Genomic DNA, 24,158 nt, shown 5'->3' with positions numbered 1-24,158 from the left:
GATCGCTCAAGCCATCATCCACGCGCCGTAGCCGAAGGCCAGGAATCCGAGGCCTACGATCGCGAGGATGCTGCGCGACTGGAAATCCATCGCCGGCGGCAGGCTTTGCACGAGAAAGTGCAGCATGGCGCCGGCGCCTATGGTCATGAAGCCGGCGCCGAACTGCTTCATCGGGCTCGGGTCCGGGTAAAGAAACACGAGTGCGAAGCCGGCCAGGAAGACGAGGTTGGCAAGCACCGTACCGCGCGTGCGCCAGCGCTTCTGCCCCGGCGTGGACTCGCGCACGGGCGGCGGTTTGCCGGCACGGCCGGACTTCTCTGGCGCCTCCTTCACCGCCATGCCGATGAAGAACAGGCCGAACATGGTCGGAAACGCGCCGAAGATGCCGAGCCCCCAGACCCCGCCCCACATGTTCTGGAAATCGGCCACCAGCGCCTGCGAAGGGTCGGTCACGCTGTAGCGCACCTCGACCGGGTCGCCCCATTCCTTGTCGGAAAGGCCGCCGCCCAGCCCCTTGACGCGGCGCTTCTGGCCATCGGGCGTGACGTACTCGACGACGGGCGCTCGCGACACCGTGGTGCGCCCCTTGCTGTCTCGGCTTTCCTCTTCGACGAATTCGACCAGGCTGCCCTGCACGCTGGTGGTGCCGGCGATCGACTGGTACCTATGCCAGCCGAGGGTGGCCGCGCCATAGAGGCCGGCGCAGCCGATGAGCAGCGCCCCTACGCCCACGCCCCAGAAAAAGTTCTTCAGCCATCCCACGAGCCCGCCGATGGCCGGGCCGACCAGCAGCGAAAGTCCGAAGACGATCAGCGCGCGGGTGGTGGCTTCCTCGTCCATGGCACTTCAGCGTGATGCATGCGGTGCGAGGACTCTGGCCGATGGAAGAAGCGTCTCAGCGGCGCGGGCGCTGCCCGTTGCTGGTCTTCATGCCCATGTTGGTCTTCTGCCGGTCGATGCGGGCCTGCTTGCGCCGGTCTTCACGCTCGACGACCTTGCGCTTGGTGTAGCCCGACGAATCGGCCCAGGCCCACCAGGCGACTGCCATTGCGAATGGCGACAGCACGATCCACCAGCTCCAGCTGGCGACCATGCCGATTTCGAAGTATTTGAGGGCCAGCGCAAGCAGGCCCAAGCCGAGAAACCACATCGCGAATCCCTCAGGGTTGTATTGGCACCGCATTCGTGCGCCGTGCACGGTGCTGCCTAAAATCGCGTTGAGTCGAATGTAACTCAGCCCTTACCAATTACATCCCCCATGAAAAGAGTCTTGTTGTCGGCAGCCCTGGGCCTCGGCCTTGCGGGAGCCGCTGCGCCCGCCCTCGCCGACCTGGCACTGGCGACTTCGAAGAACTGCATGAGCTGCCACGCTGTCGAGCGCAAGGTGCTCGGCCCGTCGTTCAAGGACGTTGCCGCCAAGTACAAGGACGACAAGGGCGCCGTCGACGCCCTCGCCAGCAAGATCATGAAGGGCGGCTCCGGCGTGTGGGGACCGGTGCCTATGCCGGCGAACAACCAGGTCAGCGAAGCCGATGCGAAGAAGCTCGCCGCCTGGGTGCTTTCGACGAAGTAAGCCCCAGGGACTTTCGCATCACACCTGCGGGTTGATGTCCGCCGGCACGGGCCGGCGCTCGATGCGATCCTCGAGCTGGCCGATGTGCGCGGCCATGGTGTTGTCGGTCTGGTCCGAACGCAGGCGGATCGCCGTCTCGAGCTGCTCCAGCCGCGCCAGGATCGCCGACTGGCGGTCGGCGTTCTGCGCCATGTGCTTGTTCTCCTGCGCCTCCAGGAAGTTGCGCAGCTCGGTGAAGCGCGAAGCCTCGGCCTTGTCGGCCAGGTCGCGCTGGGCCTGCATCTCCTTGGTGTGGCGCTTGGTGTCGATCAGCACCGAGCTGTGCAGGTACAGCACGTAGACGAGGAAGAAGGCCGCCAGCACCGTGGTCAGCCCCAGCATGATCAGTCCCAGCGGGGCCGAGACGGTCATGAAGCCCAGCCACACGTCGGTGGGCGTGGACAGCGCGCCCCAGTTGAGCGCGGCGAGCGCCACGATCAGCAGCACGACGACGAAAAGAAAAGCGGATCTCACGCCCATTGGAGGCCTCCTTCGGAAAGATCGAACACATGGGAAACCCGCGCGCTTCGAGGCGCGCGGTGATCCGATGGTTTTACCTCAGCGAAGAGCCCCGTTCGGTGCAAATGGCCGCATTAACGGCCACGTCCTACAGTACTACTGCTCAGTTGGTCTGAGACATCTGCGACAACTGCTCCAGGATCGCAGGGTTCTGCCGGCACATCACATCGCTGCGCGATATGAGTGCCGTCTTCACCTACGCGCGTGCTTCGCACGCACCGGCCTTCGGCCGGATCCCGGATCAGTTCGTCTGCGACAACTGCTCCAGGATCGCAGGGTTCTCGAGCGTCGATGTGTCCTGCGTGATCGCCTCGCCCTTGGCGATGCTGCGCAGCAGGCGACGCATGATCTTGCCGCTGCGGGTCTTGGGCAGGTTGTCGCCGAAGCGGATGTCCTTGGGCTTGGCGATCGGGCCGATTTCCTTGGCGACCCAGTTGCGCAGCTCGTTGGCGATCTGCTTGGCTTCTTCACCCGTCGGGCGTGCGCGCTTGAGCACGACGAAGGCGCACACGGCTTCGCCGGTCACGTCGTCGGGACGGCCCACCACGGCGGCTTCGGCCACGAGGTCGGTCTTGGCGACCAGCGCCGATTCGATTTCCATGGTGCCCAGGCGGTGGCCCGACACGTTCAGCACGTCGTCGATGCGGCCGGTGATGCGGAAGTAGCCGCGGTCGGCACTGCGCACCGCGCCGTCGCCGGCGAGGTAGATCGTGCCGCCCATCTCCTCGGGGAAGTAGCTCTTCTTGAAGCGCTCGGGGTCGTTCCAGATCGTGCGGATCATCGAGGGCCACGGCCGCTTGATGACCAGCATGCCGCCGGCGCCGTTGGGCAGGTCCTTGCCTGTCTCGTCGACGATGGCGGTCATGATGCCCGGCAGCGGCAGCGTGCACGAGCCCGGCACCAGCGGCGTGGCGCCCGGCAGCGGCGTGATGACGTGGCCGCCGGTCTCGGTCTGCCAGAAGGTGTCGACGATGGGGCAGCGCTCGCCGCCCACATTGCGGTGGTACCACATCCATGCCTCGGGATTGATCGGCTCGCCGACCGAGCCCAGGATGCGCAGGCTGGTGAGGTCCCAGTTCTTCGGGTGCACCTTCTCGTCGCCGTCGGCCGCCTTGATGAGCGAGCGGATCGCGGTGGGCGCCGTGTAGAACACCGACACCTTGTGCTTCTCGATCATCTGCCAGAAGCGGCCCGCGTGCGGGAAGGTCGGGATGCCCTCGAACACCACCTGCGTGGCGCCGGCCGCGAGCGGTCCGTAGGCGACGTAGGTGTGGCCGGTGATCCAGCCGATGTCGGCGGTGCACCAGAACACGTCTTCGGGACGGATGTCGAAGGTCCAGTCCATCGTGAGCTTCGCCCACAGCAAGTAGCCGCCGGTCGAATGCTGCACGCCCTTGGGCTTGCCGGTGGAGCCCGAGGTGTAGAGGATGAAGAGCGGATGCTCGGCGTTGACCGGCACGGGCGCGCACTCGGTGCTCTGCCCGTTCAGCGCCTCGGTGAAGGTGATGTCGCGGCCCTCGACGCGGTTCCATGCGGTGGGCGTGCGCTCGTACACCAGCACGGTCTTGATCGACTCGCAGCCGCCGAGCGCGATGCCGTCGTCCACGATGGCCTTCAGCGGCAGTTCCTTGCCGCCGCGCAGCTGGTAGTTGGCGGTGATGACGGCCACCGCGCCCGCGTCGATGATGCGCTCCTGCAGCGCCTTGGCCGAGAAGCCGCCGAACACCACGCTGTGAGTGGCGCCGATGCGCGCGCAGGCCTGCATGGCGACGACGCCCTCGATGGTCATCGGCATGTAGACGATGACGCGGTCGCCCTTCTTGATGCCGCGCGCCTTCAGCGCATTGGCGAACTGGCTCACGCGGGCGAGCAGTTCCTTGTAGGTGACCTTGGTGACGGTGCCGTCGTCGGCCTCGAAGACGATGGCGGTCTTGTTCTCGACCGGAGTGCCGACGTGCCTGTCGAGGCAGTTCGCGCTGGCATTGAGTTCACCGTCGCCGAACCACTGGTAGAACGGCGCATTCGATTCGTCGAGGGTCTTCGTGAAGGGCTTGGTCCAGTTCAGGTTGTCCTTGGCCAGGCGGGTCCAGAACCCTTCGAAGTCCTGTTCGGCCTCCTTGCACAGGGCCTCGTAGGCAGCCATGCCGGAAATGCGCGCGCCCTGGGTGGCGCGGGTATCGGGCGGGAACACGCGGTTCTCGACCAGGACGGATTCAATGTTCTTCGATGCGCTGCTGCTCATGCTCTTTGTCTCCAGGAGGGGTGCGGCCGTAATGTCGGCGGGCCCACTTACGGGTCACTGACGGTTGCGATGTTAGAGCCTGTTCGATAGCCCTCTCGGGGTTATCACGAGTGCGTCACTGGGACACCCCTAGAATTCCCGGTCCCCCACAACCGCCCTGCCGATGTCCGCTCCCGATCCTTTCGATACCCGGAACCCGCCCGTACCGCGCCGTGGTTCACCGCTTCGTCCCCTGCCCAAGCTGATCTTCGCGAGCCGCTGGCTGCAGCTGCCGCTGTACCTGGGCCTGATCGTGGCGCAGGCCGTGTACGTGGTGCACTTCCTGGTCGAGCTGCTGCATCTGGTCGAGGCTGCTTTCGGCAGCAAGGAAGCGCTGCAGGCGCTGATCACCAGCATCGGCTACAAGACCACCGCGCCGGTCGGCACGCTGAACGAGACGGTCATCATGCTGGTGGTGCTCGCGCTCATCGACGTGGTGATGATCTCCAACCTGCTCATCATGGTGATCGTGGGCGGCTACGAGACCTTCGTGAGCCGCATGGACCTCGAAGGCCACCGCGATCAGCCCGAGTGGCTGAGCCATGTGAACGCCTCGGTGCTCAAGGTGAAGCTGGCCACCGCCATCATCGGCATCAGCTCCATCCACCTGCTGAAGACCTTCATCAACGCGGACAACTACACCGACCGCGTGCTGATCGCGCAGACCGTGATCCACATCGCGTTCCTGTTCTCGGCCATGGCCATCGCCTACACCGACCGGCTGATGGCGCCAGCCCACCCGCCGGGCGACTCGCACTGAGTTCCTAACCCCGATCCTGGCCGGCCTGCGATGCAATGTCCCAGGCCGGCGGGTCGGTGAAGCGCGCGGCCAGGAAATCGAGCATCGTGCGCAGCGTGGCCGGCATGTGCTTGCGCGAGGCATACACCGCGTACATGCCCACCACCTGCGGCTCGAAATTCGCGAAGAGCCGCACAAGTTCACCGGACTGCAGCAGCTGGCATGTGAGATAGGTCGGCAGCATCGCGATACCGGCCCCAGCCCTCGCCAGATACATCAGGCTCGCAGCATCGTTGGTCGAAACGTTGCCACCCACGGCCACGGATACCGGCTCCCCGCTCTCCTTGCGCGTGAAGTTCCAGAGGCTGCGGCCGAAATACGAGTGAGTGAGGCAGTTGCGCTGCGCCAGCTCTTCCACGCTCGACGGCCTGCCGTGCTCCTTCAGGTAGGCCGGTGAAGCGCACACCACCGAGCGGCAATCCGTAAGCCGCCGCGCGATCAGGTTCGGGTCGATCTCCGCCGCCACGCGGATCGCGAGGTCGATGCGCTCGTCGACGAGGTTCACCGCGCGGTCCAGCAGCACCAGGTCGACCGCCACGCCCGGATAGAGCCGCACGTACTCGGCCATCGCATCGGCCAGTTGGGCCTGCGCGAACGAGGTGCTGGCCGTGATGCGGAGCTGCCCGCGCGGCGCCTCGGCCGGATGCCGCACCGCCGCCTGCATGTCGCCCGCGAGTTCCAGCACCTGGCGGCAGCGCGGCAGCAGCTCCTCGCCGGCGGCAGTGAGGCTCAGGCGGCGCGTCGTGCGATGCAGCAGGCGCGCGCCGGTCCATTGCTCCAGTTCGGCCACGTAGCGAGTGACCACCGGGCGGGACATGTCGAGCTTGTCGGCCGCAGCCGAAAGGCTGCCCGAATCGACCACCGTCACGAACACGCGCATTGCATTCAATCGATCCATTCGAACGATTTTAGGAATAAACAAGCGCGTAAATCGAGGTATTTCTTTCGAAAGCAGAAACCTAAGATTCGACTCATCCCATCCGATCTTTCACAGGAGTCACCATGAGCCACATCGCCATCATCGGCGCCACCGGACGCGCCGGCAGCCAGCTTCTCGAAGAGGCACTGCGCCGCGGCCACACCGTCACCGCCATCGCTCGCAAGGCCAGCGCCAAGCTGGCGGGCCGCGCCAACGTGAAGGCCGTCGACCTCGACGTGCTCGACGGCGCCGCCCTCGAGAAGACGCTGGCCGGCCACGACGCCGTGTTCAGCGCCGCGCATTTCGCCACCGTGCCTCCCGCGGCCATCATCGAGCCGACGAAGCGCGCCGGCGTGAAGCGCCTGCTGGTGGTCGGCGGCGCGGGCAGCCTGTTCGCGGCGCCCGGCCTGAAGGTGATCGACACGCCCAACTTCCCCGACGCGTACCGCGCCGAAGCCTCGGCCGGCGGCGTGTTCCTCGACACGCTGCGCAACGAGAAGGACCTGGACTGGACCTTCCTCTCGCCCTCCGCCGAATTCGTCGAAGGCGAGCGCACCGGCAAGTTCCGCCTGGGCAGCAACGACCTGCTCGTGAGTGCCGAAGGCCGCAGCTGGATCAGCTTCGCGGACTACGCGATCGCGTTCATCGATGAGCTGGAAAAGCCGGCGCATTCCCGCCAGCGCTACACCATCGGCTACTGAGCCGCAGGCAACAACAAAAAAAGGACCTTCGCGGGTCCTTTTCTGCTTGAGCTGGCCGGATCAATCAACGGCCAGTCATGTTCTCCGGCACCACCCACTGGTCGAACTGCTCGGCCGTCAGGTGGCCCGAAGCGATCGCCGCTTCGCGCAGGCTGGAGCCTTCCTTGTGCGCCTTCTTGGCGATGAAGGCGGCCTTGTCGTAGCCGATGTGGGTGTTGAGCGCCGTCACCAGCATCAGCGAACGCTGCACCAGCTCGGTGATGCGCTCGCGGTTGGGCTCGATGCCCACTGCGCAGTGGTCGTTGAAGCTCACCATGCCATCGGCCAGCAGGCGCACGCTCTGCAGGAAGTTGTGCGCCACCATCGGGCGGAACACGTTCAGCTCGAAGTTGCCCGAGGCGCCGCCGATGTTGATGGCGACGTCGTTGCCGAACACCTGCGCGGCCAGCATCGTCACGGCTTCGCTCTGCGTCGGGTTGACCTTGCCCGGCATGATCGACGAGCCCGGTTCGTTCTCGGGAATGCTCAGTTCGCCGATGCCGCTGCGCGGGCCGCTGGCGAGCCAGCGCACGTCGTTGGCGATCTTGTTCATGCTGGCGGCCAGCGTCTTCAGCGCGCCGTGCGCATGCACCAGCGCATCGACGCTGGCCATGGCCTCGAACTTGTTCGGCGCGGTCACGAAGGGCAGGCCCGTGAGCTTCGCCAGTTCGGCCGCCACCTGTTCCGCATAGCCCTTGGGCGCATTGAGGCCGGTGCCGACGGCGGTGCCGCCCAGCGCCAGTTCGCACAGGTGCGGCAGCGCGGCGCGCACGTGCGCCTCGCCGTGCGCAAGTTGCGCGACGTAGCCCGAGAACTCCTGGCCCAGCGTGAGGGGCGTGGCGTCCTGCAGGTGGGTGCGGCCGATCTTCACGATGTCGGCGAAGTCCTTGGACTTCTGCTCCAGCGTGGCGCGCAGCTTGCCGATGGCCGGCAACAGCTTGTGCGTGATGGCCTCGACGGCGGCCACGTGCATGGCGGTCGGGAACACGTCGTTGCTCGACTGGCTGCGGTTCACGTCGTCGTTGGGGTGAACGAGGCGGCCCTCGCCGCGCTCGCCGCCGAGGATCTCGCTGGCGCGATTGGCCAGCACCTCGTTGACGTTCATGTTGGTCTGCGTGCCCGAGCCGGTCTGCCAGACCACCAGCGGAAACTCGCCCGGATGCTTGCCGGCGATGACTTCGTCGGCCGCGGCCACGATGGCGCCGGTCTTCTTCTCGTCCTGCAGGCCCAGCGCGTTGTTGACCACCGCGGAAGCGCGCTTGACCTGGGCCAGCGCCTTGATGATCTCGCGCGGCTGCTGCTCGCCGGAGATGTCGAAGTTCTGCAGCGAGCGCTGCGTCTGCGCGCCCCACAGCTTGTCGGCCGGCACGTCGATCGGTCCGAAGGTATCGCGCTCGGCACGGGTCTTGGGGGAAGTCGTCATGAGAAAAAGCTCCGCAGGATCATGAAAGGTCGCGCCGCTTTCCGGCGCGCCCGAGAGTATCGCCCCAATGAGAGTAGCTCTCATCTGACGAGGGCATTGCGCCGCCGCCGACAGAGGCGGCGCCTGCCCTGCCTTGACCTCATCATGTCGAAAAGTTATAATCGATAGCTTCTGACGACCAACAAGTCATGATGATGACGCCGTTGGTCAAGCCTTCACTACTCGCGGATCTCCGAATCCCGTCGCGGTGCAAGGTGCTCCCGCCGGGCACTGCCCGGCAAACCGGCCGGATCTTTCCAGCCCCATTGCCACGTCACGCTCATCCAGTCGGCGCCCCTCGACCAGGCCCGTCGTTCTGCGAATGAAGCATCCGGCGGGCACTGGCTTCGTCGCCCTGTCGTCTTCAGTGCCTGTCGGCAGCCCCTCCATCTGACGGGCTGGGGCGTGGTCGCGTCGCCCTTTCGGAGCTTTCGGAGGGTGGCGATCTGTCAACCCTTCACCCAAGGAGCCCCGACGTATGGCCAAAGGAATTCTCATCGACCATGTCTTCAAGGTGTTCGGCGACGAGCCCGAGCAAGCCCTGGAGCTGGTCCGGCAAGGACTTTCCAAGAAGGAGATCCTGGCGCGCACCGGCCAGTCGATCGGCGTGTTCGACGCCACCTTCGAAATCCAGGCTGGAGAAATCTTCGTCATCATGGGTCTCTCGGGCTCGGGCAAGTCGACGCTGGTGCGGCTGTTGAACCGCCTCATCGAGCCGACCGCGGGCCGCATCGTGATCGACGGCGCGGACATCAACGAGCACTCCGACATCAAGCTGCGCGCGCTGCGCCGCAAGGACATCAGCATGGTGTTCCAGTCGTTCGCGCTGATGCCGCACATGACGGTGCGCGAGAACACCGCCTTCGGCCTCGAACTCTCGGGCACCGGCAAGAAGGAACGCCTGGCGCAGGCCGACAAGGCGCTCGCCCAGGTGGGCCTGGCCGGCTGGGGCGACAGCTACCCCGACGAGCTCTCCGGCGGCATGCAGCAGCGCGTGGGCCTGGCGCGCGCGCTGGCCTCCGACCCGTCGATCCTGCTGATGGACGAGGCCTTCTCGGCGCTCGACCCGATCATCCGCACCGAGATGCAGTCGGAGCTCCTGCGCCTGCAGCAGGAGCAGCGCCGCACCATCGTCTTCATCTCGCACGACCTCGACGAAGCGATGCGCATCGGCGACCGCATCGCGATCATGAAGGACGGCCAGGTGATCCAGGTCGGCACGCCCGACGAGATCCTGCGCAGCCCCGCCAACGACTACGTGCGCAGCTTCGTGCGCGGCGTGGACGCGGCGGCCGTGTTCAAGGCCGGCGACATCGCGCGCAAGCAGCTCACCGTGGTCTGCGAGCACCCCGAGCGCGGTGCACGCGCGGCGCTCAAGCAGCTGGAAGACCAGGACCGCGACTTCGCCTACGTGACCAGCCCCAACAGGCGCTACCTGGGCACCGTGTCGGCAGACACGCTGCGCGCCGCGCTCGACGGGCATTCCGGCCCGCTGGGCCTGCGCCACGCCTTCCTGAACGACCTCGGCACCATCGACGCCGATGCGCCCGTGGCCGGCCTCTTCGGCCAGGTGGCCCAGGCGCCGTGCGCAATGCCGGTGGTCGCGGCCGACGGCCGCTTCTGCGGCGCGATCAGCAAGACGACGCTGCTGAAGTTCCTCGACCGCGACACGCCGCCGATCGACCCTGCGCACCAGCCCCAGCAACCTGCTGCCGCAGCCGCCACGGCCGCCATCTGAACGAACTCGAAGGACACAACCGATGAACGACACCGCACTGCCCTCCGAACTCGCCCCGCTGAGCGACGCCGCGACGACGCTGGCGACGCCCGTCCCTGCCGCCGCTCCGATCGATCCGTGGGAAGCCCTGTCGGCCGCGCCCGATGCCTCGGCGACGAGCGCATGGCTCGACGCTCCTGCGCAGCTCGACACGGCACATCAACTTGCCGGCCAAGCCGACGCCGCGACCGGCGGCTTCCAGCTGCACCGCCTCTGGGACGGCTCGCTTCCGATCGAATCCTGGATCAACAGCGGCCTGGGCTGGGTGGTCGAGCACTTCCGCCCCTTGTTCCAGACCGTGCGCCTGCCCATCGACAGCACGCTCAACTGGGTGCAGGCCATGCTCACCGGCCTGCCCACGCTCGCGATGATCGCGCTCATCGGCCTGCTGGCCTGGCAGTTTGCCGGCCGCGCGCTGGCCGTCGGCACCACGGTGGCGCTGCTGCTGGTGGCCATGCTGGGCATCTGGCCCGAGGCGATGGTGACGCTGTCGCTGGTGCTGACCTCGCTGGTCTTCTGCATGGTCATCGGCCTGCCCCTGGGCGTGCTGCTGGCCAGCAGCGACCGGGCGCAGCGGGTCATGCGCCCGGTGCTCGACGCGATGCAGACCACGCCGGCCTTCGTGTACCTGGTGCCGGTGGTGATGCTGTTCGGCATCGGCAACGTGCCGGGCGTGATCGTGACGATCGTCTTCGCGCTGGCCCCGCTGGTGCGCCTGACCAACCTCGGCCTGCGCCAGGTGCGCCCCGACCTGATCGAGGCCGCGCGCGCCTACGGCGCCTCGCCGTGGCAGATGCTGGTGAAGGTGCAGCTGCCGCTGGCCATGCCGTCGATCATGGCGGGCATCAACCAGGCGCTGATGCTGTCGCTGTCGATGGTCGTCATCGCCTCGATGATCGCCGTGGGCGGCCTGGGCCAGATGGTGCTGCGCGGCATCGGCCGGCTCGACATGGGCCTGGCGACCGTGGGCGGCCTGGGCATCGTGCTGCTGGCGATCTCGCTGGACCGCCTGACGCAGGCCATGGGCAAGTCGCGCCGCAGCGCCGGCCGCCGCTGGTGGCACACGGGGCCGGTGGGCCTTGCACTGCGGATGCTGCAGCGCGCCGTGGCACCGGGCCGCACGGATGCCGAACCGGCACCCGCCCTGTCGACGCAAGCCCAGTGACAGGAGGCCCCGCACACATGATCAAGAAGACCAGACTCATCGCACGCGGCCTGCTGGCCCTCGCCTTCGTGGCCTCGGGCGTGGCCGTCCAGGCAGCCAACGATCTGCCCGGCAAGGGCATCACGGTGCAGCCGCTGAAGAGCTCGCTCGCCGAGGAAGCATTCCAGACGCTGCTGGTGATGCGCGGCCTCGAGAAGCTCGGCTACAAGGTCGAGCCCATGAAGGACCTGGAGCCCGCCACCGAGCACCTGGCCATCGCCAACGGCGACGCTACCTTCATGGCCAACCACTGGAGCCTGCTGCACGCCGACTTCTACAAGAACAGCGGCGGCGACGCCAAGCTGTGGCGCAAGGGCGTGTACTCCGACGGCGCCGTGCAGGGCTACCTGATCGACCGCAAGACGGCCGAGCAGTACGGCATCACCAACATCGCGCAACTGAAGGACCCGGCCATCGCGAAGCTGTTCGACACGGACGGCGACGGCAAGGCCGACCTCACGGGCTGCAACCCCGGCTGGGGCTGCGAGCTGGCCATCGAGAGCCACCTGACGGCCTACCAGCTGCGCGACACCGTCACCCACAGGCAGGGCAGCTACGCCGCGCTGATGGCCGACACCATCGCCCGCTTCAGGCAGGACAAGCCGGTGCTCTACTACACGTGGACGCCTTACTGGGTGAGCGCCGTGCTGCGCCCCGGCGCCGACGTGGTGTGGCTGCAGGTGCCCTTCTCGTCCTCTCAGGGCGGCAACTCCGTCGATACGCAGCTGCCCAACGGCAGGAACTACGGCTTCCAGGCCAACCAGGAGCAGATCGTGGCCAACCGGGCCTTCATCGAGAAGAACCCGGCCGCGGCGAAGCTCTTCGAGGTGATGAAGCTGCCGATCGGCGACATCAACGCCCAGAACCTGCGCATGAGCCAGGGCGCGAACACGCAGCAGGACGTGGAGCGCCACACGGACGGCTGGATAAGGGTGCACCGGCAACTCTTCGACGGCTGGGTGGAGCAAGCCCGGGCCGCCGCAAGGTAAGCGGGGTAGGCGCGGCGGCTGAGATAATCGGGGGGCGTTTCCACACTCCTAAAAAAGCCCCCACCATGACGACCACGATCCAGCAGGCCGACCTGATCGAATCGATCAGCGCCGCGCTGCAGTACATCAGCTACTACCACCCCGCCGACTACATCTCCCACCTGGCACGCGCCTACGAGCGCGAGCAGAGCCCCGCGGCCAAGGACGCCATTGCGCAGATCCTGACCAACAGCAAGATGAGCGCCACCGGCCAGCGCCCGATCTGCCAGGACACCGGCATCGTCAATGTGTTCCTCAAGGTGGGCATGGACGTGCGCTGGGGCGGCTTCACCGGCAGCCTGGACGACGCCATCAACGAAGGCGTACGCCGCGGCTACAACCACCCCGACAACACGTTGCGCGCCTCGGTCGTGGCCGACCCGCAGTTCGACCGCAAGAACACCAAGGACAACACGCCCGCGGTGATCTTCACGGAGATCGTTCCGGGCGACAAGCTCGAGGTCACCGTGGCCGCCAAGGGTGGCGGCAGCGAGAACAAGAGCAAGCTGGTCATGCTGAACCCCGGCGACAGCGTGGTCGACTGGGTGCTCAAGACCGTGCCGACCATGGGCGCCGGCTGGTGCCCGCCGGGCATGCTGGGCATCGGCATCGGCGGCACGGCGGAAAAGGCAGCGCTGATGGCCAAGGAAAGCCTGATGGACGACCTCGACATGCACGAGCTGCTGGCCAAGAAGAACTCGGGCGCAGAGCTGAGCAAGGTCGAGGCGCTGCGCGTCGAGCTGTACGAGAAGGTCAACGCGCTGGGCATCGGCGCGCAGGGCCTGGGCGGCCTGGCCACCGTGCTCGACGTCAAGATCCAGATGTACCCCACGCACGCGGCGAGCAAGCCCGTGGCGATGATCCCCAATTGCGCGGCCACGCGCCACGCGCACTTCACAATGGACGGCAGCGGCCCCGTGTACCTCGAGGCGCCCTCGCTCGACCTGTGGCCCGACGTGAACTGGGCTCCCGACGAGAAGAAGAGCAAGCGCGTCGACCTCGACAAGCTCACGCCCGCCGAAGTGGCGAGCTGGAAGCCGGGCGACACGCTGCTGCTCAACGGCAAGATGCTCACCGGCCGCGACGCCGCGCACAAGCGCATCCAGGGCATGCTGGCCAAGGGCGAGAAGCTGCCGGTCGATTTCACCAACCGCGTCATCTACTACGTCGGCCCGGTCGACCCGGTGAAGGACGAGGCCGTCGGCCCCGCAGGTCCCACCACCGCCACGCGCATGGACGGCTTCACCGAGATGATGCTGGCGCAGACCGGCCTGATCGCCATGATCGGCAAGGCCGAGCGCGGCCCGGTCGCCATCGAGGCCATCAAGAAGCACAAGAGCGCCTACCTCATGGCCGTGGGCGGTGCCGCCTACCTGGTCAGCAAGGCCATCAAGACCGCCAAGGTGGTGGGCTTCGAGGACCTGGGCATGGAAGCCATCTACGAATTCGACGTGGTCGACATGCCCGTGACGGTGGCGGTCGACGCCGGCGGCACCAGCGCGCACATCACCGGCCCGGCCGAGTGGCAGAAGCGCATCGCCACGGGCGAGTTCAAGACCATCATGATGGAAGAAGCCTGAGTTGAGCCCGATAGGCGTCTTCGACAGCGGTGTCGGCGGCCTCAGCGTGCTGGCCGCGCTGAGGGCCGAGCTCCCGCAGGAGAACTTCGTCTATTTCGCCGACACGGCCTACGCGCCCTACGGCGAACGCGGCGACGCCTACGTGATCGAGCAGTCGCGCAGGGTGATCGGGCACCTGCGGCGCGAACACGGCATCAAGGCGCTCGTCATCGCGTGCAACACCGCCACGACCGCCGCCGTCCACCTGATGCGCGCCGAGAACCCCGACCTGCCGATCGTCGGGCTGGAGCCCGCCCTCAAGCCCGCAGTGGCGGCAAGCCGCACGGGGCACATCTCGGTGCTGGCCACGCGTGGCACGCTGGCCAGCGCCAAGTACGCCACGCTGCGCGCTTCGTTCGGGGGCGGCGCCGACGTGCGGCCGGTGCCGTGCGACGGGCTGGTGAAGGCCATCGAAGGCTTCGACTCGGCGGGCATCGCGGCGCTGAGCGAACGTTACATGGCCGAGGCCGGCCCCTTCGGCGACGGGCCCGGCGAGGTCGACACGGTGGTGCTCGGCTGCACCCACTATCCGCTGGTGAAGGACGAGCTGGGCAAGCATGCGCCGGCCACGCTGCGCTTCATCGACACGGGCGTGCCGGTCGCGCAGCAGACGAGGCGCCTTCTCGCATCCGCGGGCCGGCTTGCCGAGAGCGGCAGCGGCGGTCTCCTGCTGCAGAGCAGCGGCGACGTCGCCGTGCTCGAGGCTGCGGCCGCGAAATGGCTCGGGCTTCCCGCCGCGGCCACGGCCTGAGCCGGACCTGAGCCGGACGACGACCGAACCATGCGCCTGCCGCGCCGCATCGCCTTCTGCGCCCTCTTCCTCCTGGGCCTTTCGACGGCCGGCCTGAGCCATGCGGCCTGCGAGAGCGGCCTTGCCGAGCGCATGCACGCCAAGCTGCATCCCAACCGCCAGCTCGACGAGCGGCTCGCGGCCTGCAAGATCTGGCCGGCCTTTCCGGGCCGCAGCATCGTCGTTCTGCCGATGCCGCGCGAAACCACCGACCGCGGCGCCAAGGTGTTCGACCTCGAGATCCTGCTGATCCAGCGCCCGGACAACGGCAACACCGACCGCGACACCGTGATCGGCCGGCTCATGCAGCCCGAGGCGCTCGACGAGGACGCCACCACATCGATCCAGGACATCCGCATCGACACCTCGCGCTACGTGCTCTCGCCCGAGGCGCGCGCCTTCGGCCTGCGCGTTCGCTATCGCGGCAGCAACGCGCCGGGCAACCCGCTGGCCAGCGAGACCGTGCGGCTCTACGTGCACCACGGCAAGCAGCTGCGCCAGGTGCTGCAGGAGGTCGAACTCGACCACGACCATGGCGGGTGGGATTCCACCTGCACCGGCCACTTCGAGAAGCTGCGCACCATGGTGTCGGTCGGCAAGGGCAGCAGCAACGGCTTTGCCGACCTGCAGCTGTCGCGCACGCTGCTGCAGAGCCGCGCGCAGGAGCAGGAGGACCAGGGCTGCGTGGAGAAGGCGCTGCCTCCGAAATTCAACACCGTCACGCTGCGCTACGACGGCGAGCGCTACAAGGTGCCGAGGTCGCTCCAGCAGCAGACACCCTGACGCAGGCCTGACCCCGGGGCCGATTTTTCACGGGGCCGTCACACAAAAGTACCAGCATGCGCGGTTTGTCAAAAAGTATTGCCGCGCACAATGAACTCACTCTCCCAGGCCCGCGTCCCCTTCAAGCCTCTCCTGCTCGCCGGCGCGCTCGCGCTGATGCTGGGTGCCTGCGGAGGGGGTAGCGGCGGCTCAGGCTTCGGCGGATTCCTGCCGCCCGCCAGCACCAACCCGCCAGCGCCCGCGCAGCCGCCGGCCACGCAACCCCCAGCCGAACCCGACCAGCTCGTATCGAAGGCCCGGTTCACGCCCAATGCGGGCACCACCAAGGGCTCTTCGGACGCATCCACCGCCATCGCCCTGCCCGAGAACTTCATGATCGTGGCAGACGACGAAGCCAACGTGCTGCGCATCTACCCGCGCGGCGGCGGCGCGGCGGTGAAGGAATGGAGCTATGAGCTCGAAGGCCCGAAGCTGGCCAAGGAGCTCGACCTGGAGGCCGGCACGCGCATCGGCGACACGCTGTACCTCACCGGCTCCAACAGCAACAAGAAGGACGGCGCCGACGCGGCCGCCGATCGCTCGCATCTCTTCGCCGTCAAGGTCAGCGGCACCGGCGCGGCCACCGCGTTCGACTATGTCGGCAAGTTCTCGCAGCTGGAGGCCCAGCTGATCGCCTGGGACGTCGGCAACGGTCACGGCCTCGGCGCCAACCGCTTCGGCTTCGCGGTGTCGGCCGGAGCCGGCATCGTGCCCGAGCGCGTCGACGGCTTCTCCATCGAAGGCATGACCAGCTCGCCCGGCGACACCGCACTGTGGCTCGGCTTCCGCGCGCCGCAGACGGGCACCCGCGTGCGCGCCAAGGCACTGATCGTGCCGCTGCAGAACTACGCAGCCCTGATCGCCGGCACCGCCACGCAAGCCACCTTCGGCGCTCCCATCGAGCTCGAACTGGGCGGCCGCGGCATCCGCTCGATCGACAAGGGCACCGACGGCAACTACCTGATCGTTGCCGGCCCCGCGGGCGCTGCAAGCCCGGACGTGGACCGCAACTTCGCGCTGTTCGCGTGGGATGGCAATCCGAACAGCGCCCCTGTGGAGCTGTCGAACGACCTCGACGCGCTGCGCAAGGAAACGGGCGGCAGCTTCGAATCGACCGTCGAGGTGCCGGGCCCCGTGAAGGCCGGCACGCAGGTCCAGCTGCTGCTGGACAACGGCGACACCAAGTGGGACGGCAAGACTGCGTCCAAGGACCTGCCCGCGGCCGACCAGAAGTTCGACGGCTTCGTCGTGAACCTCGGCAAGCCGTGGGTCGATACCGCCGCCCCGACGCTGAAGAAGTCGATGCCGGCCGCCGGCCGCGTGGGCGTGAATCTCGACACCGCGATAACGCTGTCGTTCAACGAGGCCGTGCGTCTGGGCTCCGGCAGCATCGTGCTGCGCAAGGCCGACGGCAGCGTCGTCGAAACCTTCCACTCCAACAGTCCCGCCGCGCGCCTGCAGGTGGCCTTCAACGTGCTGAAACTGGTGCCGACGGCCCCGCTCGAGCTCAGCACCGGCTACTACGTCACGGTGGATGCGAACGCGATCACAGACGCCACCGGCAACGCCTTCGCCGGCATTTCCGACGCCACCAGGCTGAGCTTCACGACGACCGCCGGCGCCACGCCGCTGGTGGCCGGCGACCTGCTCTTCATGGCCGCCAATGCCGAGGCGCCCGATGCCTATGCCTTCGTGCTGCTGAAGGCAGTGAACGGCGGCACGCAGGTGCTGTTCACCGACCGCGACCGCAAGGCGGGCACGACCGAGTTCGCCGGCATCACCAATGAAACGGCCTTCTTCTGGACCGCCGACCAGAACCTGCCGGCAGGCACCATCGTGACGATCCAGACCGACGTCACGGGCAATCCGATCGCGGACAAGGGCTTCACGCTCGGGTCGCCGGGCGGCATCGGCAAGTCGGAAACCGTCTACGCAATCGCGGGCGGCACCATCGCCGGACTGGGCGACGGCGTGGCCGGACAGATCACCGCCGTCGGCAACCATCTCGCGACCATCACGCTCGGCGGTACCGCAGGCACCATCCCCGACGCCGTCACGACGGCCGGCACGGCGTTCAGCTTCACCGTGACGCCCGCGAACCAGACCAACGCGATCTACACCGGCTCGCTCGACCGCTCCGATCTGGCTGCCTTCGCGGCCCGCGTGAAGAACCCGGCGAACTGGACGGTGCGCTATGCGCCGGAAGTCGGCTGGCCGTTGACCAACGACAGCCTGTTCGGCGACAAGCTGCCCTGATCGAAGCCTGGCTTGGTTAGTTGCGCAGCGCGGCCTGGCGGCCGCGCTGCATGTCGATCGGCAGCAGCAGCACCAGCCCCACCACGAAGAGCACGGCCGTCGAGAGGATCGCGATGCGCTGGTTGCCTCCGGTCATCCAGGTGATGGCGCCGAAGCTCAACGGGCCGACGATGCTCGCCAGCCGCGTCGCGAAGGTCCAGAGGCCGAAGAACTCCGCCAGCTGCAGCGGGGGCGCCAGGTAGCCCGTCATGGCGCGGCCGGCCGACTGGCTCGAACCCATGGCCAACCCCGCGATGGTCGCGGCCCACCAGAAGCCGCCCTTGGTGGTGACCACCGCGGCGATGACGCAGACCGCGATCCACGCGACCAGCGTGCCGGCCAACGAGACCTTGTGGCCGATGCGGTCCTGCACGTAGCCGAAGCCGAAGGCCCCCAGCGATGCCGCGATGTTGAGCACGAAGATCAGCACCATCGTCTCGCTCGCCACGAAGCCGATCACCTGCTCCGCATAGATGGCCGCGAGCGTGATGGCCACCGCTACGCCGCCCTGGTAGCAGACCGTGCATGCCAGCAGCCACATGAAGTCGCGATATGCCCGCGCCTGGCGGTAGGTCGCGCGCAGCTGCTGCCATGCGCCGAGCCCGGTATCGGCGGCCCTGGGCTGCGCGCGCTCGGGCAGCAGCACGAAGGTGGCGCATGCGGCCAGCCCATAGATGGCGGCCGTGATCAGCATCGTGACCGGAACGAAATGCGCCGCAGGCAGGCCCCTGGATTGAGACCACAGCACGTAGGCCAGGCAGATGCCCAGCGCCAACATGCCGCCGACATAGCCGAAGGCCCAGCCCCACCCGCTCACCTTGCCCATTCCCTCGGCCGTGGCGAGCTCGGGCAGGAAGGCGCCGGTGAGCGACTCTCCGTAGGAATAGAAGGCGTTGGAGACGACGATCAGCGCCATCGCGAGCGCAACTCCGGCAGCGCCCGAGAAGCTCGGTGTGACGGCCAGCGCCGCCGTCGCGAAGACGCAGCCGATGGTCGCCAGCACGAGCACCCGCTTCTTGGCCGCGCGCAGATCGGCCCATGCGCCGATGGCGGGCATCGTGAGCATCACGATGGCGTACGAGGTGCTGAGTGCTGCCGTCCACGCAAAGGCGGCCCATGGAGCGCCCTTGGCGATACCGCCCACGAAGTAGGCGGCGAACACCGCGGTGATGACGACCGTGGTGTAGCCCGAGTTGGCGAAGTCGTACATCGCCCAGCCGAACACCTCGCGCTTGCGCACGCCCGGTCTCAGCGCCGAGGCAGGGAACAGGGCCATGCGACGGCCTGGCTGGGTCTTGTTGCGGCGTCTTTTCGCGGAGGATGCCGCGGAATCAGTGCAGGTGACGCGGACGGCGGCCGCCGCCATGTCCACCGCCGCTGCCCCCGCTGCCCGACCCACCGGCGCCGCGCGGACGCTTGCCGATCTCGAGCGAGTTCACGAGCGCATCGAAACGGTCGCTGAAGAGCCGATCGATCTCGGCAACCACGCCGCCCAGTTCGGAGCCGTCGAAGTGACGCTCCATGAGGTTGACGACGTCTTCCACGAGCAGGTCGCGCTGCACCTGCATGATCGCGGCGGGGTTCGGGCCGACGAACAGCATCAGGAAGTCGTCGCGCGATTCTTCCTCGGGGTCGCCCTCTTCCTCGTCGAAGTCGGTGTCGTAGAAGGTGACCTCGATGGCGGCTCCGCGCTCGGAGAGTTCGTTCAGGCCCATGCACATCTCGTCGAGTGCCTGGCGGAAGTCTTCGTCGCCTGCCACGGTCCAGCACATCTGGAGCACGTGGTCCTTCTGCTCGAAACGGATGCCGGGTTCTTCCTCGTAGCTGCTGGTCGCGCCATCGGCCAGCGACTTGGCACCGGCGTATTTCCACAGCGGCTTGAGCGCTTCCTGGATCTGCTCGAAGCTCACGTCCGAACGCAGCGGCACATCGCCGTGCACATGAATCTCAAATGGAGCGTTGTAGCGAGGCATCTAATGCTCCCTTGTAAGTGTGGTACCCGGAACGGGGGTCGAACCCGTATGCCCCGATTAAGGAAGCGGCGGATTTTAAGTCCGATGTGTCTACCAATTTCACCATCCGGGCGTCAGGTTGGACATCGACGATAACCCAAACAAAACAAGCCCCGGCAACGTCGGTTGGCGGGGCTTGGCAGTCGGAGTCGAATCTGGTTGAACCGAGAGAGTGGAGGCGCGATCCGGAGTCGAACCGGACTAGACGGATTTGCAATCCGTTGCATAACCGCTTTGCTATCGCGCCACGCAGAAATACGAAATCGAACTAGCGAAAAAAAGGGAAGCTGCTGCTTCCCTTTTTCAAAACTGGAGCGGGAAAAGAGTCTCGAACTCTCGACCTCAACCTTGGCAAGGTTGCGCTCTACCAACTGAGCTATTCCCGCGTTTCGAGCCTTGAATTATATACCAGTTTTTCGAGGCTCCACAAGTTTTGCGAAGGGCTCGTCAGTGCTTGACCGAACCTTCCGAAGCCGGCGCCGGCGCGCGCTGCTTGGCCAGTTCGGCCATCGCGGCAGCGGACGCAGCAACCTCCTCGTCGGACAGCGGCTCGGGCTGCTTCTCGAGAGCGATCTCGAGAACCTTGTCGATCCACTTCACGGGCACGATCTCGAGGCCGTTCTTCACGTTCTCGGGAATCTCCTGCAGGTCCTTGGCGTTCTCTTCCGGAATCAGCACGGTCTTGATGCCACCGCGCAGCGCGGCCAGCAGCTTTTCCTTCAGGCCGCCGATGGCGGTGACCTCGCCTCGCAGCGTAATCTCGCCCGTCATCGCGACATCGCCGCGCACCGGAATGCCCGTGAGCGCCGACACGAAGGCCGTCGTCATCGCAGCGCCCGCGCTGGGGCCGTCCTTCGGCGTGGCACCGTCGGGCACGTGGATGTGGATGTCGCGCTTCTCGAACATCTCGTCCTTGATGCCGAGCCGGCGCGAGCGGCTGCGCACCACCGTGCGCGCGGCCTCGACCGATTCCTTCATCACGTCGCCCAGCGAACCGGTGCGGCTGATCACGCCCTTGCCGGGCATGGTCACGGCCTCGATCGTCAGCAGGTCGCCGCCGACTTCGGTCCACGCGAGGCCGACCACCTGGCCGACCTGGTTCTGCTTCTCGGCGAGACCGAAGGTGTACTTGCGCACGCCGAGGAACTCGTTGAGGTTCGCGCCGTTGACGGTGACCTTGGGCGTGAGCTGCTTGAGCAGCAGGCCCTTCACCACCTTGCGGCAGATCTTGGACAACTCGCGCTCGAGCGAACGCACACCCGCTTCACGCGTGTAGTAACGCACGATGTCGCGCACGGCCTCTTCGGTGACGAACAGCTCGTCGTCCTTCACGCCGTTGTTCTTCATCTGCTTGGGCAGCAGGTACTTGATCGCGATGTTGGTCTTCTCGTCCTCGGTGTAGCCCGAGAGGCGGATGACTTCCATGCGGTCCAGCAGCGCCGGCGGGATGTTCATCGAGTTCGAGGTGGCGACGAACATCACGTCGCTCAGGTCGAAGTCGACTTCCACGTAGTGGTCGCCGAAGGTGTGGTTCTGTTCGGGGTCGAGCACCTCGAGCAGCGCGCTCGACGGGTCCCCGCGGAAGTCCGTGCCCAGCTTGTCGATTTCGTCCAGCAGGAACAGCGGGTTGCGCGTGCCGATCTTGCTCAGGCCCTGCAGCACCTTGCCCGGCAGCGCGCCGATGTAGGTGCGGCGATGACCGCGGATCTCGGCTTCGTCGCGCATGCCGCCCAGCGCCATGCGGGTGTACTTGCGGCCGGTCGCCTTGGCGATCGACTGCCCCAGCGAGGTCTTGCCCACGCCCGGAGGTCCCACGAGGCACAGGATCGGCGCCTTGACCTTGTCCACGCGCTGCTGCACCGCGAGGTACTCGAGGATGCGGTCCTTGACCTTCTCGAGGCCATAGTGGTCGGCGTTGAGCACCGCCTCGGCGTTGGCCAGGTCGTGCTTGATCTTGGTCTTCTTGCTCCATGGCAGGCCGATCAGCACGTCGATGTAGTTGCGCACCACGGTGGCCTCGGCCGACATGGGCGACATGAGCTTGAGCTTCTTGAGCTCGCCCTCGGCCTTCTTCAGGCCTTCCTTGGACATCTTCGCGAGCTTGATCTTCTTCTCGATCTCCTCGATGTCCGCGCCCTCTTCGCCTTCGCCGAGCTCCTTCTGGATGGCCTTGACCTGCTCGTTGAGATAGAAGTCGCGCTGGTTCTTCTCCATCTGGCGCTTCACGCGGCCACGGATCTTCTTGTCGACGTTCAGGATGTCGACTTCGCGCTCGAGCTGGCCGAACAGGTTTTCCAGGCGCGCCTTGACGTCGTCGAGGTCGAGCACGGCCTGCTTGTTGTCGAGCTTGAGCGGCAGGTGAGCGGCGATGGTGTCCGCGAGGCGGCCCGGATCGTCGATGCTGGAGATCGAGGTGAGGATCTCGGGCGGGATCTTCTTGTTCAGCTTGACGTACTGGTCGAACTGCTGCATCACGGCACGGCGCAGCGCCTCGACCTCGGTGCCCTTCTCGCCGCCTTCGGGCGCCTCGACGGGCGTCACGTTGGCCGAGAAGTGGGTCTCGCCGTCATCGATGCGGTTCACGCGGGCGCGTTGCTGGCCCTCGACCAGCACCTTCACGGTGCCGTCGGGCAGCTTGAGCATCTGCAGGATGGTCGAGACGCAGCCGACCTCGAACATGTCCTCGACGGAGGGCTCGTCCTTGGCGGCGGCCTTCTGGGCCACCAGCATGATGCGGCGCTCCGCCTCCATGGCGAGTTCGAGTGCCTTGATGCTCTTGGGGCGCCCCACGAACAGCGGGATCACCATGTGCGGAAACACCACGACGTCGCGCAGCGGCAGCAGCGGCAGGTCGAGGGCTTCGGGAGGCAGAGGGGTGTGGCCAGACATGCAGATCCTTCGCGTCTTTGGCTTTAAGCCTTTTTCGCCGCTTCGCGATACACGAGCAGCGGGGGCTTGTTTTCGTCGATGGTCGATTCCTCGACCACCACCTTGTCGACATTGGTCGCGTTCGGCAACTCGAACATGGTGTCGATCAGCGACTGTTCAAGGATCGATCGCAAACCGCGCGCACCGGTCTTGCGCGCCAGCGCCTTGCGGGCGATCGCCTTGAGCGCCGCCGGGCGGATCTCGAGATCCACGCCCTCCATCTGCAGCAGCTTGGTGAACTGCTTGACCACGGCGTTCTTGGGCTCGGTCAGGATCTGGACCAGCGCATCCTCGCTGAGTTCCGCGAGCGATGCGACCACGGGCATGCGGCCCACGAGTTCGGGGATCAGCCCGAACTTGATCAGGTCCTCGGGCTCGACTTCGCGGAACACCTCGGTAATGCTGCGCTGCTGCTTGCTCTTGACCGAAGCGCCGAAGCCGATGCCGGAGGCCTCGGTGCGGTTTTCAATGACCTTCTCCAGACCCGCGAACGCGCCGCCGCAGATGAACAGGATATTGGTCGTGTCGATCTGCAGGAAGTCCTGGTTCGGGTGCTTGCGTCCGCCCTGCGGCGGCACGCTGGCCATGGTGCCTTCGATGAGCTTCAGCAGCGCCTGCTGCACGCCCTCGCCCGACACGTCGCGCGTGATCGAGGGGTTGTCGGACTTGCGCGAGATCTTGTCGATTTCGTCGATGTAGACGATGCCGCGCTGTGCGCGCTCGACTTCGTAGTTGCAACTCTGCAGCAGCTTCTGGATGATGTTCTCGACGTCCTCGCCGACATAGCCGGCTTCGGTCAGCGTGGTGGCGTCAGCCATCACGAAGGGCACGTCGAGCATGCGCGCGAGCGTCTGCGCCAGCAGCGTCTTGCCCGAGCCGGTGGGGCCGATCAGCAGGATGTTGCTCTTGCTGAGCTCCACGTCGTCGCCCTTGGCCTTTTCCTTGTGGCGCAGGCGCTTGTAGTGGTTGTAGACGGCCACCGACAGCATGCGCTTGGCCGGCTCCTGGCCAATCACGTAGTTGTCGAGGTTGGCCTTGATCTCCAGCGGCGTCGGCAGGTCGTTGCGCGACTCGCGCGCTTCCTCACCCGCCGGGAGTTCGTCGCGGATGATCTCGTTGCAAAGGTCGATGCACTCGTCGCAGATGAAGACCGAAGGGCCCGCGATCAGCTTCTTGACCTCGTGCTGGCTCTTGCCGCAGAACGAGCAATAAAGCGTTTTTTCGCTGGAGGAGCCTTTTTTATCGGCCATGGACATTTGCCTCGTTACAGGGTAGGGACAATGATAACTAAACAAAAACGGCGTTTCCCGTGTGGAAAACGCCGTTTTTTGCCATTTGGCGCCCTCGGCGC

The 24,158-nt window shown here is 66.5% G+C and carries 20 protein-coding genes and 3 tRNA genes; 10 read left to right on the top strand and 13 right to left on the bottom strand.

Going from position 1 to position 24,158, the window contains the following annotated elements; genetic code table 11:
• Nucleotides 1-6: 6 nt before the first annotated feature.
• Both EJP69_RS00875 and EJP69_RS00870 read right to left on the bottom strand, forming a co-directional pair.
• Complete coding sequence (locus EJP69_RS00875) at nt 7-840, bottom strand: DUF3592 domain-containing protein (protein ID WP_126468431.1); 834 nt, start codon at nt 838-840, stop codon at nt 7-9.
• A 55-nt stretch (nt 841-895) separates the two neighbouring features.
• The gene (locus EJP69_RS00870; protein WP_093202537.1) at nt 896-1,150 is read right to left on the bottom strand and encodes a TIGR04438 family Trp-rich protein; all 255 of its coding nucleotides are present in this window, start codon (nt 1,148-1,150) and stop codon (nt 896-898) included.
• A gap of 108 nt (nt 1,151-1,258) precedes the next feature.
• Between EJP69_RS00870 and EJP69_RS00865 the strand changes: the two genes are divergently transcribed.
• Entirely contained in the window at nt 1,259-1,573 is a 315-nt protein-coding gene (locus EJP69_RS00865; protein WP_126468430.1) for a c-type cytochrome, read from the top strand.
• Between the two features lie 18 nt (nt 1,574-1,591).
• Here the strand turns inward: EJP69_RS00865 and EJP69_RS00860 are convergent, their stop codons facing one another.
• On the bottom strand, nt 1,592-2,092 hold the full coding sequence (locus EJP69_RS00860) for a DUF485 domain-containing protein (RefSeq protein WP_126468429.1): 501 nt from the start codon (nt 2,090-2,092) through the stop codon (nt 1,592-1,594).
• Nucleotides 2,093-2,372: 280 nt separating this feature from the next.
• Nucleotides 2,373-4,373 carry an acetate--CoA ligase gene (acs, locus tag EJP69_RS00855; RefSeq protein ID WP_093306291.1) on the bottom strand — a complete coding sequence of 667 codons (2,001 nt, stop codon included), beginning with the start codon at nt 4,371-4,373 and terminating at the stop codon, nt 2,373-2,375.
• A gap of 163 nt (nt 4,374-4,536) precedes the next feature.
• Between acs and EJP69_RS00850 the strand changes: the two genes are divergently transcribed.
• Nucleotides 4,537-5,172, top strand: a complete 636-nt coding sequence (locus EJP69_RS00850; RefSeq protein ID WP_093202546.1) for a YqhA family protein — start codon at nt 4,537-4,539, stop codon at nt 5,170-5,172.
• 4 nt (nt 5,173-5,176) lie between these two features.
• Here the strand turns inward: EJP69_RS00850 and EJP69_RS00845 are convergent, their stop codons facing one another.
• Entirely contained in the window at nt 5,177-6,109 is a 933-nt protein-coding gene (locus tag EJP69_RS00845) for a LysR family transcriptional regulator (RefSeq protein ID WP_093202548.1), read from the bottom strand.
• 104 nt (nt 6,110-6,213) lie between these two features.
• Here EJP69_RS00845 and EJP69_RS00840 point away from each other — a divergent pair, with 104 nt between their 5' ends.
• Nucleotides 6,214-6,831 (top strand): NAD(P)-dependent oxidoreductase, encoded by a 618-nt coding sequence (locus EJP69_RS00840; protein ID WP_126468428.1) that lies wholly within the window; start codon nt 6,214-6,216, stop codon nt 6,829-6,831.
• 64 nt (nt 6,832-6,895) lie between these two features.
• On the opposite strand, the gene fumC is transcribed toward EJP69_RS00840, so the two are convergent.
• Nucleotides 6,896-8,293, bottom strand: coding sequence for a class II fumarate hydratase (gene fumC, locus EJP69_RS00835; RefSeq protein WP_126468427.1), 1,398 nt, complete (start codon nt 8,291-8,293; stop codon nt 6,896-6,898).
• Nucleotides 8,294-8,810: 517 nt separating this feature from the next.
• Here fumC and proV point away from each other — a divergent pair.
• From proV to EJP69_RS00800, 7 genes are all read left to right on the top strand, one after another.
• Nucleotides 8,811-10,070 (top strand): glycine betaine/L-proline ABC transporter ATP-binding protein ProV, encoded by a 1,260-nt coding sequence (gene proV, locus EJP69_RS00830; RefSeq protein ID WP_126468426.1) that lies wholly within the window; start codon nt 8,811-8,813, stop codon nt 10,068-10,070.
• Nucleotides 10,071-10,092: 22 nt separating this feature from the next.
• The gene (gene proW, locus EJP69_RS00825) at nt 10,093-11,274 is read left to right on the top strand and encodes a glycine betaine/L-proline ABC transporter permease ProW (protein WP_126468425.1); all 1,182 of its coding nucleotides are present in this window, start codon (nt 10,093-10,095) and stop codon (nt 11,272-11,274) included.
• A 17-nt stretch (nt 11,275-11,291) separates the two neighbouring features.
• Nucleotides 11,292-12,302: a glycine betaine/L-proline ABC transporter substrate-binding protein ProX gene (gene proX, locus EJP69_RS00820; protein WP_126468424.1), complete on the top strand. Its 1,011-nt coding sequence runs from the start codon at nt 11,292-11,294 to the stop codon at nt 12,300-12,302.
• Nucleotides 12,303-12,367: 65 nt separating this feature from the next.
• Nucleotides 12,368-13,921, top strand: coding sequence for a fumarate hydratase (locus EJP69_RS00815; RefSeq protein ID WP_093202564.1), 1,554 nt, complete (start codon nt 12,368-12,370; stop codon nt 13,919-13,921).
• Between the two features lies 1 nt (nt 13,922).
• On the top strand, nt 13,923-14,711 hold the full coding sequence (gene murI, locus EJP69_RS00810) for a glutamate racemase (RefSeq protein WP_126468423.1): 789 nt from the start codon (nt 13,923-13,925) through the stop codon (nt 14,709-14,711).
• A gap of 30 nt (nt 14,712-14,741) precedes the next feature.
• On the top strand, nt 14,742-15,533 hold the full coding sequence (locus EJP69_RS00805) for a PA3715 family protein (RefSeq protein ID WP_126468422.1): 792 nt from the start codon (nt 14,742-14,744) through the stop codon (nt 15,531-15,533).
• Between the two features lie 90 nt (nt 15,534-15,623).
• Nucleotides 15,624-17,828 carry an Ig-like domain-containing domain gene (locus tag EJP69_RS00800; RefSeq protein WP_126468421.1) on the top strand — a complete coding sequence of 735 codons (2,205 nt, stop codon included), beginning with the start codon at nt 15,624-15,626 and terminating at the stop codon, nt 17,826-17,828.
• A 16-nt stretch (nt 17,829-17,844) separates the two neighbouring features.
• Here EJP69_RS00800 and EJP69_RS00795 read toward each other — a convergent pair whose 3' ends face one another.
• The 7 genes from EJP69_RS00795 to clpX form a co-directional block, all read right to left on the bottom strand.
• Complete coding sequence (locus EJP69_RS00795; protein ID WP_126468420.1) at nt 17,845-19,143, bottom strand: MFS transporter; 1,299 nt, start codon at nt 19,141-19,143, stop codon at nt 17,845-17,847.
• A 55-nt stretch (nt 19,144-19,198) separates the two neighbouring features.
• Entirely contained in the window at nt 19,199-19,840 is a 642-nt protein-coding gene (locus tag EJP69_RS00790) for a DUF6806 family protein (RefSeq protein ID WP_093306269.1), read from the bottom strand.
• 20 nt (nt 19,841-19,860) lie between these two features.
• Nucleotides 19,861-19,952 (bottom strand) — tRNA-Leu (locus EJP69_RS00785).
• A 100-nt stretch (nt 19,953-20,052) separates the two neighbouring features.
• Nucleotides 20,053-20,126: transfer RNA gene (locus tag EJP69_RS00780), tRNA-Cys, on the bottom strand.
• Between the two features lie 63 nt (nt 20,127-20,189).
• A tRNA-Gly gene (locus EJP69_RS00775) sits at nt 20,190-20,265 on the bottom strand.
• 61 nt (nt 20,266-20,326) lie between these two features.
• Nucleotides 20,327-22,768, bottom strand: a complete 2,442-nt coding sequence (lon, locus tag EJP69_RS00770; RefSeq protein ID WP_093202580.1) for an endopeptidase La — start codon at nt 22,766-22,768, stop codon at nt 20,327-20,329.
• A gap of 23 nt (nt 22,769-22,791) precedes the next feature.
• Nucleotides 22,792-24,057, bottom strand: coding sequence for an ATP-dependent Clp protease ATP-binding subunit ClpX (clpX, locus tag EJP69_RS00765; RefSeq protein WP_093202582.1), 1,266 nt, complete (start codon nt 24,055-24,057; stop codon nt 22,792-22,794).
• Nucleotides 24,058-24,158: the final 101 nt, after the last annotated feature.

The sequence above is a fragment of the Variovorax gossypii genome (assembly GCF_003965815.1).
GTDB lineage: Bacteria > Pseudomonadota > Gammaproteobacteria > Burkholderiales > Burkholderiaceae_C > Variovorax > Variovorax gossypii.
Note: the sequence above shows the minus strand (reverse complement) of the source record. Positions and strands in the feature narration are given on the sequence as shown.

What these genes read in the sequence shown, in the direction of transcription:
- EJP69_RS00815 (WP_093202564.1), top strand. Translation starts at nt 12,368, where the DNA reads ATGACGACCACGATCCAGCAGGCCGACCTGATCGAATCGATCAGCGCC.
- EJP69_RS00805 (WP_126468422.1), top strand. Translation starts at nt 14,742, where the DNA reads ATGCGCCTGCCGCGCCGCATCGCCTTCTGCGCCCTCTTCCTCCTGGGC.
- acs (WP_093306291.1), bottom strand. Translation starts at nt 4,373, where the DNA reads ATGAGCAGCAGCGCATCGAAGAACATTGAATCCGTCCTGGTCGAGAAC.
- EJP69_RS00845 (WP_093202548.1), bottom strand. Translation starts at nt 6,109, where the DNA reads ATGGATCGATTGAATGCAATGCGCGTGTTCGTGACGGTGGTCGATTCG.
- proV (WP_126468426.1), top strand. Translation starts at nt 8,811, where the DNA reads ATGGCCAAAGGAATTCTCATCGACCATGTCTTCAAGGTGTTCGGCGAC.
- lon (WP_093202580.1), bottom strand. Translation starts at nt 22,768, where the DNA reads ATGTCTGGCCACACCCCTCTGCCTCCCGAAGCCCTCGACCTGCCGCTG.
- clpX (WP_093202582.1), bottom strand. Translation starts at nt 24,057, where the DNA reads ATGGCCGATAAAAAAGGCTCCTCCAGCGAAAAAACGCTTTATTGCTCG.
- EJP69_RS00860 (WP_126468429.1), bottom strand. Translation starts at nt 2,092, where the DNA reads ATGGGCGTGAGATCCGCTTTTCTTTTCGTCGTCGTGCTGCTGATCGTG.
- EJP69_RS00795 (WP_126468420.1), bottom strand. Translation starts at nt 19,143, where the DNA reads ATGGCCCTGTTCCCTGCCTCGGCGCTGAGACCGGGCGTGCGCAAGCGC.
- EJP69_RS00850 (WP_093202546.1), top strand. Translation starts at nt 4,537, where the DNA reads ATGTCCGCTCCCGATCCTTTCGATACCCGGAACCCGCCCGTACCGCGC.
- EJP69_RS00840 (WP_126468428.1), top strand. Translation starts at nt 6,214, where the DNA reads ATGAGCCACATCGCCATCATCGGCGCCACCGGACGCGCCGGCAGCCAG.
- EJP69_RS00875 (WP_126468431.1), bottom strand. Translation starts at nt 840, where the DNA reads ATGGACGAGGAAGCCACCACCCGCGCGCTGATCGTCTTCGGACTTTCG.
- EJP69_RS00865 (WP_126468430.1), top strand. Translation starts at nt 1,259, where the DNA reads ATGAAAAGAGTCTTGTTGTCGGCAGCCCTGGGCCTCGGCCTTGCGGGA.
- proW (WP_126468425.1), top strand. Translation starts at nt 10,093, where the DNA reads ATGAACGACACCGCACTGCCCTCCGAACTCGCCCCGCTGAGCGACGCC.
- fumC (WP_126468427.1), bottom strand. Translation starts at nt 8,293, where the DNA reads ATGACGACTTCCCCCAAGACCCGTGCCGAGCGCGATACCTTCGGACCG.
- EJP69_RS00800 (WP_126468421.1), top strand. Translation starts at nt 15,624, where the DNA reads ATGAACTCACTCTCCCAGGCCCGCGTCCCCTTCAAGCCTCTCCTGCTC.
- proX (WP_126468424.1), top strand. Translation starts at nt 11,292, where the DNA reads ATGATCAAGAAGACCAGACTCATCGCACGCGGCCTGCTGGCCCTCGCC.
- EJP69_RS00870 (WP_093202537.1), bottom strand. Translation starts at nt 1,150, where the DNA reads ATGTGGTTTCTCGGCTTGGGCCTGCTTGCGCTGGCCCTCAAATACTTC.
- EJP69_RS00790 (WP_093306269.1), bottom strand. Translation starts at nt 19,840, where the DNA reads ATGCCTCGCTACAACGCTCCATTTGAGATTCATGTGCACGGCGATGTG.